Source organism: Pseudomonas sp. WS 5011 (assembly GCF_012985775.1).
GTDB lineage: Bacteria > Pseudomonadota > Gammaproteobacteria > Pseudomonadales > Pseudomonadaceae > Aquipseudomonas > Aquipseudomonas peli.
Window position 1 is genome coordinate 1 of the sequence record NZ_JAAQXA010000042.1, and the last position, 9983, is coordinate 9983.

Genomic DNA, 9983 nt, shown 5'->3' on the forward strand with positions numbered 1-9983 from the left:
ATGCCACCCCTGCGTCGCTGCGCTCCGACTGCCCGGCCGGATGGCCGTGGAACAGGTGGCCAGATGGCCCTGGAATGCCTGGCCAGATGAGAGCGGACTGGGTGGCCGGATGGCGTGGAATCCGCACCGGCGTAGAGAAGCGCCCGGAACATGAAGGCCGTGAGGTGATCTGGCAGATCGCGGCCCGTCGTAGTACGTATAAGAAGCTGAGCAAGCGCAGCGCGCTGTACAAAGCCAAGCGCAAGATCGAGAAAGCCAAGGCCCAGGTGCGTGCCAAGGTCGAGCATCCGTTCCGGGTGATCAAGCGCCAGTTCGGCTATGTGAAGACACGCTTCCGTGGCCTGGCGAAGAACACGGCACAGCTGGTGACACTGTTCGCGCTGTCGAACCTGTGGATGGTGCGCCGGCATTTGCTGACGAATGCGGGAGAGGTGCGCCTGTAATGTGGGAAATGGCCGCTGCGAGGTTATCGCGGCGGCCAGAAACACTGAAATGAGCGGGTGATCTGATCGTTTTTGATTGGTTTGCTGCTTTCAAAATCGGCGACGGCTGAAGTCGACTGAAAATACAGGACTACTTCAGACCATCCCTAGCATCGGGGTGATAGCCGAGTGCCTTTGCAGATATCAGGCAGATCAATCTAAAGGCCTTCACCGGTATCATTTTGCCCTTCTTGCTACACGCTGACAGCGATGGCTTGTTGCAGATATGAATGACTTGCGGAAGAGAAGAGTTAGTTGTCTAGCTTGGAGGTTTAAACTCCCAGTGAATCTTTCTTATTATTAAAGATTAAATAAAAAAAGCGCCCCGAAGGGCGCTTAGGGTACACCTCTTTCCAAAGGAGCTCGGGAGCTTCTAGAGGTGAACATCGTTCGGAAGTGAGCGGTTAGTCAGCGTTGGTTTCTTTTTTAAGATCGGTATTGGTCCGATCTTGGTTGCTGGTCTTAACCTTTAGTTCGTCCGCCGGTTTGGCAGCAGGCTCAGTTCCGTGAATTCGTTTTTGATCTGCTCGAAATTTTGCCTGAGCTTTCATTGAGCGATCATAGCCATCTTCTGCATAAGACTGTGTGGAGCCGACAAGAAGTACTGATCCAATAACTAGGGCTTTCAACATCTTCATAAGGCAGGCCTCGTAAAATTCAATTATTAGCTTGTCGAGGTTCATGGACAAGTTCTGCAAGTTCGAGTGAATTTTACGGAGGTGAAGCTAACAGCAGCGTGAGCCCAACATTACATTCTTGAAATCTAATAACTGCCTATCTTGTTATGCATGAGCGGGCAGTGCTTTTAGAGCCCGCCCGCCCATCCATTTTTAGAGCACGCTCAGTGGGTACTCGACGATCAGACGAACCTCGTCCAGATCCGACTCGTAATCCGTTGCGCGGGTAGTCATCTGGCGAACACGGAAGGACATCTCTTTCAGTGAGCCCGTTTGGACGACGTACTTGGCTTCGATGTTGCGTTCCCAGCGCTTCTGGTCAGTCAGCGGGTTGTCATCGGCATCACGACGCATATACACACTGTTGGCGTCGGAATAGTCCGCATCTGTACCCAGCGCATAGCGCGTCATGAAGGTCAGTCCAGGAACGCCATAGCTGGCCATATCTAGGTCGTAGCGCAGCATCCAGGACTTCTCTTTCGGCGAGTTGAAGTCGCTGTACTGAATAGAGTTGTCGAGGAAGATGGAATCAGACTGGCGCAGGTAGTCGAAATCATCGTCGCCGTTGTTGCGCTGGTGCGACAGGGCAACGCTGTGTGCACCGAACTGCACACCCACTTTGCCGCTGTAAATGTCGTTATCGAACTCACCCAACAGCTGCTGGCCGTCATCAACAGCTTTGTAGTAGTTCAAGCCACCGAACAAGGAAACACTGTCGGTCAGCGGGTAGGTGAAGGACGTACCGGCATAGTGCTGCTTCCAAGCATCCTTGAGTTGGCTGCTATAGAGACTAAAGCTCAGGTTGTCATTTAGCGAATAGTCACCGCCGAAATAGGCAACCCATGGAGACGCGACAGAGCCCGCATAGAAGGTTGCGAACTCATCACGCATGGTGCTGACCTGCGGCTGGCTCATGGCATGCAGGCGGCCACCCTGAAGGGTCAAACCATCAAAGCTTGTGTTCTCAACCGTAACGCCGCGAAAGCTTTCCGGTAGCAGGCGGGAGTCACCGTAGTGAACCACCGGCGTCATGGGGAACACATCACCCACTTTGACAACGGTGTCGAATAGCCGGGCTTTTACTGCACCACCCACTTTGGAGTAGTTATCTTCGGCTTCACCATCACTATTTACCGGCAGCAGATTAACAGTACCACCTGGGCCATATCGACCATCCCCGGTATCCAGTTTAAGGCCGAGCATGGCGAAGGCATCAATACCAAAGCCTACGGTGCCTTGGGTAAAGCCCGACTCGAACTGGCCAATGATCCCGTGTGCCCAAGCTTCAGTATAACCATTGTCAGTGTTGCTCGACTGACCTTTACGAAAGTCACGATTCATGTAGAAGTTACGGTTGAGAATATTGAAACTGCTACCTTCTACAAAACCTTCGGCTTGCTCTTCTGCGGCCGCCATGAGCGGAGCTGCACTGACAATCGCCGAAAATACTGCAAGGGATAGTTTGGTTTTATTAAGCATTTATTGCTCCTTTATAATTGGCAGTTATTAGTCTAGTTTTCGCCATGGCGTTCTTATAGGTATTGCACCCTCAAGCGCTCTGCGCCTTTGGGGAGCTGAGCCCTATCCTTGCAAGCTGAAGATAACTTGAAGATGATTGGAAAATTACAATTCTGTAATCTTCACAAGGCGGCAATGAAAGTTGTCTTAAAGCGACATTTGAATTCAGATTTTCAATAGAATCCGACGGGTAGGTCGAGAGAGCTCCAGCCTTGATCAGGCCGAATGTTCATGACTGCCAGCTCATAGGACGGTGCACTCAGATAGATCGATAGCGCCGGGCTGATGTGACAAGCCGGCTGGGGGTGACGCCGGTTGATCTTGTTTGGATGCTCGTAAGCGTCCACCCGAATCACCTTGCGTGATTCGGGCATGCTGCTCACTCCCGCCGTGTAAGCCAGCATTTCGCTGACGAGCTGGAGCTGGCAGGCGCACTGCGTATATTCCAGCTCATGGCAGTAATGGTGCATGAAACTGTGACCGCATGGGTGTGAATAGCCATGGGCTCAGCGCTTACCAGACGAAGAGTTGGTTGATGCGACCAAGAACCTAGCAAGGTGCGATTACTACAGCGGCTGAGAGTTTCCGTAGTTAAAGCCATTTGCCGCCAAGGTTGCCCAGCGGCGCTGACGGTGGGCGTAGAACAGGCGCGCAAATAGCCAGACGAACGGAGTGAGGACGCCCGCCTTGATGGTCACGCTATCTCGGTAAAGCGTTCCGCCGTTGACCTCTTGTGCCGTAATGAGGTGATCCCACTTGCTGATCAGCGGGCTGTAGCCGTTGTCTCTTAGCATGAAAATCTGAGCATTTTCCGTCTGCGGGTATGTAATCACAATCGCCTGACGGCCAATGGGAAGTACGCCGAATAACTTCAGCTTGACCCAGTAAGTGCCCTCGCTCCAGGTGCCAGGAAACTCAACGGGAGTCAGCGGGCTGAAACTCAGCAACGGTGATGCAACCTGATGCAGCAGACGTGGCGTGCGCACCTGGGCGATCACCTCTGCCAGTGAGCATGGCAGCTGGGTAGAGATATCAATTTGCATGGGCGCAATCACCGACCGGATTGAGTTTACTTGTCATCGGCAAGCAAGGTCTGTGGTTCTTCGGGAACCGGCATGGGCTTGAACGCACTGATTCTGGAGCGGCCTGTATTGCCGAGGGGCACCCAGATTTTGGAGAACAACAAGGCCGCGAAAATGCGCGGTATTTGCCCGGCCACCTCGCGATAATCGCCAATTTTCCAGCCGAGCGTGAGCATCAGCCAGTGTGACCTGGCATGCAGCAAAGGTTGGCGCTGAGTCAGGATGTGCGCGCGCTCCAGCCATTGAAAGGCATCTGTACTGCGCTGTTCCTGCATGGCCTGCCGGGCCTGCTGAAAGGCTTGTTCAATTGCGAGTTGCAATGCTGCTTTCATCTTCAATCCTCCGATCCTACTTTTTAAGCAGGCGCAGGCCGTTGAACACCACCAGCAGGCTGACGCCCATGTCGGCAAAGACGGCCATCCACATCGTCGCCTGCCCCGTTAGGGTAATGGCGAGAAACAGGGCCTTGATCCCTAACGCCAGCACGATGTTCTGCTTGAGGATGGCGGCGGTCTGTTGAGACAGGCGGATGAAGGCCGGGATCTTGCGCAGGTCGTCATCCATCAAGGCCACATCCGCAGTTTCGATGGCCGTGTCCGTGCCGGCGGCGGCCATGGCGAAACCGATTTCAGACTTCGCCAGCGCCGGCGCATCGTTGATGCCATCGCCGACCATCCCAACAACGTAGCCGCGCGCTTGCAATGCTTCAACGGCCTGCAATTTGTCGACTGGCAGGAGATTGCCGCGTGCCTCGTCGATGCCTACCTGCTGTGCAATCGCATCTGCGGTGTGCGGGTTATCGCCGGTCAGCATTGTGGTCTTCACGCCAAGCGCGTGAAGTTCCTCAATTGCCTGGCGGCTGGAGTCCTTGACGGTATCGGCAACGGCGAACAGGGCAATGGCACGCTGCGGATTGCACAGCACCACCACTGTTTTACCTTGGCGTTCGAGACGCTCCAGCGTCGCTTCCAGCTCGGGTGAGCAGAGGCCAAGCTCTTCCACCAGACGGTGGTTACCCAGGTGGAAATCTATGCCTTCGATGGTGCCTCGAACACCTCGACCCAGTAGGGCTTCGAATCCCTCAACGGCAGCAAACGTCAGGCCATTCTCAGTGGCATGCTTGGCTATCGCTTGCGATACCGGATGGTCAGACCGACTGGCGAGGCTGGCGGCATGTGTGCGGTAGACTTCTGAGTCCTGATCAACCAGCGGCATGTAATCGGTCTGCACCGGCTTGCCGTGAGTAATAGTGCCGGTCTTGTCGAGTGCCAGGAAGCCAAGCTTGCCGCCGGTTTCCAGATAGACGCCGCCTTTGACCAAAATGCCTTTACGCGCCGCCGCTGCCAGGCCACTGACAATGGTGACGGGCGTCGAGATGACCAAGGCGCAAGGGCAAGCGACCACCAGCAGCACCAAGGCACGGTAGATCCAGTCGTACCAGGGCTCGGCCATGAAGAGTGGCGGCACAATGGCGATAGCCAGGGCGAATAGGAATACGACAGGGGTGTATACCTTGGCGAACTGATCGACAAAGCGCTGGGTCGGCGCACGTGAACCCTGCGCCTCTTCGACCGCGTGAATGATACGTGCCAGCGTAGTGTTGGCAGCGGCTGCCACGACGCGGTATTCCAGCGAGCCTGCTTGATTGATGGTGCCAGCAAAAACCGGGTCTCCGACGGTTTTCTCTACGGGCAGGCTTTCCCCCGTGATCGGCGCTTGGTTGATGGTGGAGTTGCCGGAAGTCACCTCGCCGTCGAGACCGATTCGTTCGCCAGGTCGAACCCTGACCAATGAGCCTACGGCGATGGTCTTAACGTCAACGTCCAGCCATGTGCCATCGACCTGCTGCACCGTGGCGCGCTCAGGGGTCAGATCCATCAGGCCACGGATGGCATTGCGAGCCCGATCCAGCGACTTCGCTTCGATCAACTCGGCGACAGAAAAGAGGAACATGACCATGGCCGCTTCTGGCCATTGCCCAATCAGCACCGCACCGGTCACCGCGATACTCATCAGCGCATTGATGTTCAGGTTGCGGTTCTTCAGCGCGATCCAGCCCTTTTTATAGGTCGTTAGGCCGCACAGCAGAATGGCGAGCAGCGCCACGCCAGCCACAACCCACTCTGGCGCAAGCTCGGCAAAGTGGATCACTTCCGCCGATACGGCGGCCACGCCCGAGAGCGCCAAGGGCCACCAGGCTTTCTTGTGCGGGGTGCCTTGTGCTTCTTCGCTTGCTGTTGCTGAACCCTCAACCACTGGCGTGAAACCAAGCTCGCGAATCGCTGCCAGTGCTGCTGGCAGCGCTTCTGCTGTGTGGCTGAGCGTCAGTACACGTTGAAGCAGGTTGAACTCCAATGCACTGATGCCGGGTAGCGAGGTCAGCTTGTCGCGGATGAGCTTTTCTTCAGTTGGGCAGTCCATCTGTTCGATTTTGATGCGGGCTTGCCCTTCAGCAGAGAGCGGTTCTGCCTGCATTCCCAGGGACGAGATCGCCGCTTCGATAGGCGCGGTCGAAGGCAAGCTGTGCCATACCCCAAGAATCCGATTGATCAGGTTGAAGTCGAGCTTATCTATGCCTGCCAGCTTGCTCAGCTTGTCCTGAATCAGCGACTGTTCGGTAGGGCAGTCCATTTGTTCAATACGGAAACTGCTGAGCCTGGAGCCAACCATGGCATTTACCGTTGTAGTTGCCGTGGCCGAGCACTTAAACGCGCCGCTGGGGTCACAGCAGACATCCTTTGAAACCGCTTCAGGTTTTTGTTCATCACTGCAGCAACCAGCCATGGGGGTATCCTTATTGGTCAGTGCTGTAGAGTGAACACCCTGAAGCCACTACAGGGTCAAGAGTTTGTAGAAGGGGTATTTCATGAAAATTGGAGAGCTGGCCAAGCTTGTCGATTGCCAGGTTGAAACGGTTCGCTATTACGAGCGTGAAGGGCTGTTGCCGACACCGGCTCGCAGCGAGGGCAATTATCGTCTTTACAGCAGTGAGCATCTTGAGAGGCTTACGTTTATTCGTAATTGCCGAACACTGGACATGACCCTGGACGAGATCAGAAGCTTGTTGGCGCTGATGGATCGGCCAGAGGGGAACTGTGAGGGTGTGAATAGCTTAGTGGATGAGCACATCGAGCATGTGCAAGCGCGAGTGACCAGCCTCCTGGCACTGCAACAACAGCTGGTTGAGTTGCGACACCGCTGCGCCTCTGGGCGGGGCGTAGATGAGTGTGGAATTCTTCAGCGCCTGAACACTACCGGCGGAGTCAGTGCGCTTCCGGATGATGGCCACACCCATGTAGGGAAAAGCCACCGTCATTGACCATCGCCTCAGAACAGCGTGGAGCGTGTTTAGAAATCCCGATGCGATTCCAGTTGTAGTGGCCACCCCCGGCATTAATGAGAACTTCGTCATCAAGATGAACCGCCCAACGCGATAGTCGCTGTGCTCCGCTAGTCGCAACACCAACCGGATCGATCACTGCCTGTCAGCCAGTGCCTGCGCAGGACGCATGCTGTAACACAAAGCCAATCGACAGCTGCTGTAGGCTCGCTAACGTGCCATCCCCAACCAAGGAAAAGGACGAATAGATAAGCATGAACGAGCAGGTGCATCCCTCCGCCAATCCCTGGAGTTTATTACTCGCCGCATGGCTGCTGGCCGTGGCCGCAACCGTGGCCGCCTTATTTATCGGCGAAGTCATGGGCAAAACCCCGTGCGTGTTGTGCTGGTTCCAGCGGATTTTCATGTTTCCTCTGGCGGTGATGCTGAGTATCGCCTGCTACCGCGCCGACTTCTCCGTTTGGCTGTACGCCTTGCCCCTGGCCGTTATCGGCTGGGTGATCGCCCTGTATCATTGCCTGCTGTTTATAGGGGTGATCCCGGAAGACCTAAAACCGTGTAGCGCCGGAACCTCCTGTTCCGGGGCCGACATGCTGATCTTCGGTAGCGTGCCGCTGCCGCTGCTTTCCCTGGTGGTTTTCACCGCCATCGTCATGCTTCTTGCCCTGATTCGCCGGAGAACCCTTGTATGAATAGACGCGCCCTCGTGCTGACCATCAGCGCTGTGACCATTGCCGGATTTGTCGCCGCCGCAGTGCTCTACCAGCGGTTTTCCGCGCCCCAGGAGACTCAGGCAGTCACTCAGGCGAGCAGCTCCTTGGTGCGTTTCCACTCGCCAACCCTTGGGCCGATCAACGCACCAGTCACCATCGTCGAGTTCTTCGACCCTTCGTGTGAGAGCTGCCGGGCGTTCTTCCCATACGTGAAGCAAATCATGGCGCAATACCCGCAGGACGTGCGCCTGGTCGTGCGCTATGTGCTGTTCCACAAAGGCTCGGAAGAGGCCGTTCGCCTGCTGGAGACTGCACGCATGCAGGGGCTTTACGAACCTGTGCTTGCAGCCGTGCTGGAGGCCCAACCTCTCTGGCATGACGACGCGCAAGCACAGAAAGCCTGGGAAGCCGCAGCTGCAGTTGGCCTGGATGTCGAGAAGGCCCGCGCAACGATGAACTCGCCCGAAATCGACGCGATCCTGGCCAAAGACGCAGCGGACGTTAAGAAAGTCGGGATTCAAGGTACGCCCACCTTCTTCGTCAACGGCACGCTGCTGACGAAGTTCGGCCCTGAGCCGCTGCTGGAACTGGTGCAGAGCGAACTGCAAAAAGTGCGCTAAACATAGCGACTGGCGCAGAAGTCATGGCTGCTTAATCGGGAGTTTTTATGCGAGCACTGGAAAACAGAATACCTCCGCCGATTGTGGCCAGTCTTTTCGGGTTACTTATGTGGCTGGCAGCCTGCTATGTGCCAGGCTTCGACCTGACGTACTCGGTGCGGGTGCTGGTGGCTCTGCTCGTGTTGGCCATTGGCGTTTTTTTCAGTGTGGCTGGCGTCTTGTCGTTTCGACAGGCGCAAACCACCGTCAATCCGCTAAAGCCTGAAACAGCATCGGCGCTAGTGCGCTCGGGTATCTATCAATACTCACGCAACCCGATGTACGTCGGCTTTGCCCTGTTCCTGCTGGCCTGGGCCTGCTACCTGGCCTCGCCTTTTGCATTGCTAGGTGTGCTGGGGTTTGTTCTGTATATGAATCGCTTCCAAATCAGCCCAGAGGAGCGCGCGCTGACAACTCTATTCGGCAACGAGTTTCAGGCCTATCAGGCGCAGGTACGTCGCTGGCTCTAAGTTAGCTCATCCACAGTTAGAGCCGCCGTAGAGGTTGAGTACACGCTTTGGGCCGGTTAGCGACGGCCTGGCCTCACCGTCGCGATGCATTGCATGGTCAAACTTCGGTCTGCTCCGCCATCTCCAAGGCGTCATCGACCTCGATCCCGAGATATCGAACGGTGCTCTCCAGCTTCGTATGGCCTAGCAGTAGTTGAACCGCCCGCAGGTTCTTCGTCCTGCGATAGATCAGTGATGCCTTCGTACGTCTCATTGTGTGAGTGCCATACATGGCCGGATCAAGGCCAATGGCTTGCACCCAGCCTTTGACGATACGAGCGTATTGACGAGTGGATAGATGGTCTGAGGTATGCAGCCGGCTCGGAAAAAGGCAGTCCTCGCTACGGAGCTGAGCTTGATGTATCCAGGCTGCGAGAGCAGACCGTGTTTGCTCAGTGATCTCGAACTGCACTGGCTGGTGCGTTTTCTGCTGCATCACCATGGCTCGTGATGACACATGCTCGCCATGGGCAACGTCGCGCACACGGAGCTTGGTTAAGTCGCAAGCTCGAAGCTTGCTGTCGATGGCCAGATCGAAGAGAGCTAGATCCCGGGTTCTTTCCGCAATTTGAAGCCTTACTCGAATGGCCCAGATATCTCTCAGTCGGAGCGGAATTTTCTGCCCGACCAATTTTCCTTTGTTCCAGGGCTGACGGCTGCAGATAGCAATGATGTTCATAGCAAGTCCTCCACATTAGGAAGGACAAGGATGGCTAGCCAGAACAGTGGTCGCTAATCTGCCAGAAGCAGCCCTTCGCGACAGACCGCTTTTGGCCGATTCTGTTGAAAAAGTAGCTTCAGCGGCAGCCTGCCGATCAAGTGTGCCTGCTATCTAAGTGGCTGCAAGCCACTTCAAGTTGCCTTCCGGCGTTTCACTGAGTGTTGGCGCTGATGGAAAATTGACCCACCCTGCCGATTGAAATTTGACCCAGGGCGGATTGCTGATTTTGTTACCAGCAACTGTGGATAAGTCTACCAGCGCAGCTGCTGTTGCCCCCACTCC

General features: G+C 55.7%; 11 protein-coding genes and 1 pseudogene. 6 read left to right on the forward strand and 6 right to left on the reverse strand.

Translation table 11 applies throughout. The annotated features are described in order from the left end of the window. Positions 1-125: 125 nt before the first annotated feature. Positions 126-443 (forward strand): annotated as a pseudogene (locus HBN63_RS20900) (transposase); the annotation flags it as partial. 443 nt (positions 444-886) lie between these two features. On the opposite strand, the gene HBN63_RS20905 reads toward HBN63_RS20900, so the two are convergent. The 5 genes from HBN63_RS20905 to HBN63_RS20925 form a co-directional block, all read right to left on the reverse strand. Beyond that, entirely contained in the window at positions 887-1165 is a 279-nt protein-coding gene (locus HBN63_RS20905) for a hypothetical protein (RefSeq protein ID WP_224490798.1), read from the reverse strand. Positions 1166-1312: 147 nt separating this feature from the next. Next, positions 1313-2638 carry an OprD family porin gene (locus HBN63_RS20910; RefSeq protein ID WP_170050747.1) on the reverse strand — a complete coding sequence of 442 codons (1326 nt, stop codon included), beginning with the start codon at positions 2636-2638 and terminating at the stop codon, positions 1313-1315. 605 nt (positions 2639-3243) lie between these two features. Beyond that, positions 3244-3720 (reverse strand): hypothetical protein, encoded by a 477-nt coding sequence (locus HBN63_RS20915; protein WP_017675705.1) that lies wholly within the window; start codon positions 3718-3720, stop codon positions 3244-3246. A 26-nt stretch (positions 3721-3746) separates the two neighbouring features. Beyond that, positions 3747-4091: a DUF3703 domain-containing protein gene (locus HBN63_RS20920; protein ID WP_170050748.1), complete on the reverse strand. Its 345-nt coding sequence runs from the start codon at positions 4089-4091 to the stop codon at positions 3747-3749. A gap of 16 nt (positions 4092-4107) precedes the next feature. Next, complete coding sequence (locus HBN63_RS20925) at positions 4108-6390, reverse strand: heavy metal translocating P-type ATPase (RefSeq protein ID WP_170050755.1); 2283 nt, start codon at positions 6388-6390, stop codon at positions 4108-4110. A 37-nt stretch (positions 6391-6427) separates the two neighbouring features. Between HBN63_RS20925 and HBN63_RS20930 the strand changes: the two genes are divergently transcribed. The 5 genes from HBN63_RS20930 to HBN63_RS20950 all read left to right on the forward strand — a co-directional run bounded on the left by HBN63_RS20930 (position 6428) and on the right by HBN63_RS20950 (position 8941). After that, the gene (locus tag HBN63_RS20930) at positions 6428-6577 is read left to right on the forward strand and encodes a hypothetical protein (protein WP_170050749.1); all 150 of its coding nucleotides are present in this window, start codon (positions 6428-6430) and stop codon (positions 6575-6577) included. A 48-nt stretch (positions 6578-6625) separates the two neighbouring features. Beyond that, positions 6626-7078 (forward strand): Cd(II)/Pb(II)-responsive transcriptional regulator, encoded by a 453-nt coding sequence (gene cadR, locus HBN63_RS20935; RefSeq protein WP_170050750.1) that lies wholly within the window; start codon positions 6626-6628, stop codon positions 7076-7078. A gap of 275 nt (positions 7079-7353) precedes the next feature. Beyond that, a complete protein-coding gene (locus HBN63_RS20940) occupies positions 7354-7791 on the forward strand; it encodes a disulfide bond formation protein B (protein WP_170050751.1) in 438 nt (145 codons plus the stop codon). Further along, positions 7788-8432, forward strand: a complete 645-nt coding sequence (locus tag HBN63_RS20945; protein ID WP_170050752.1) for a thioredoxin domain-containing protein — start codon at positions 7788-7790, stop codon at positions 8430-8432. Before HBN63_RS20940 ends, HBN63_RS20945 begins: the two co-directional genes overlap by 4 nt. A 47-nt stretch (positions 8433-8479) precedes the next feature. Further along, a complete protein-coding gene (locus HBN63_RS20950) occupies positions 8480-8941 on the forward strand; it encodes an isoprenylcysteine carboxylmethyltransferase family protein (RefSeq protein WP_170050753.1) in 462 nt (153 codons plus the stop codon). A gap of 97 nt (positions 8942-9038) precedes the next feature. On the opposite strand, the gene HBN63_RS20955 is transcribed toward HBN63_RS20950, so the two are convergent. Continuing rightward, a complete protein-coding gene (locus tag HBN63_RS20955) occupies positions 9039-9659 on the reverse strand; it encodes a tyrosine-type recombinase/integrase (RefSeq protein WP_170050754.1) in 621 nt (206 codons plus the stop codon). Positions 9660-9983 lie beyond the last annotated feature (324 nt).

Bases quoted from the DNA above. Each gene is read 5' to 3' on its own strand.
- HBN63_RS20905 (WP_224490798.1), bottom strand. From the start codon at position 1,165: ATGAACCTCGACAAGCTAATAATTGAATTTTACGAGGCCTGCCTTATG.
- HBN63_RS20910 (WP_170050747.1), bottom strand. From the start codon at position 2,638: ATGCTTAATAAAACCAAACTATCCCTTGCAGTATTTTCGGCGATTGTC.
- HBN63_RS20915 (WP_017675705.1), bottom strand. From the start codon at position 3,720: ATGCAAATTGATATCTCTACCCAGCTGCCATGCTCACTGGCAGAGGTG.
- HBN63_RS20920 (WP_170050748.1), bottom strand. From the start codon at position 4,091: ATGAAAGCAGCATTGCAACTCGCAATTGAACAAGCCTTTCAGCAGGCC.
- HBN63_RS20925 (WP_170050755.1), bottom strand. From the start codon at position 6,390: ATGGACTGCCCTACCGAACAGTCGCTGATTCAGGACAAGCTGAGCAAG.
- HBN63_RS20930 (WP_170050749.1), top strand. From the start codon at position 6,428: ATGGCATTTACCGTTGTAGTTGCCGTGGCCGAGCACTTAAACGCGCCG.
- cadR (WP_170050750.1), top strand. From the start codon at position 6,626: ATGAAAATTGGAGAGCTGGCCAAGCTTGTCGATTGCCAGGTTGAAACG.
- HBN63_RS20940 (WP_170050751.1), top strand. From the start codon at position 7,354: ATGAACGAGCAGGTGCATCCCTCCGCCAATCCCTGGAGTTTATTACTC.
- HBN63_RS20945 (WP_170050752.1), top strand. From the start codon at position 7,788: ATGAATAGACGCGCCCTCGTGCTGACCATCAGCGCTGTGACCATTGCC.
- HBN63_RS20950 (WP_170050753.1), top strand. From the start codon at position 8,480: ATGCGAGCACTGGAAAACAGAATACCTCCGCCGATTGTGGCCAGTCTT.
- HBN63_RS20955 (WP_170050754.1), bottom strand. From the start codon at position 9,659: ATGAACATCATTGCTATCTGCAGCCGTCAGCCCTGGAACAAAGGAAAA.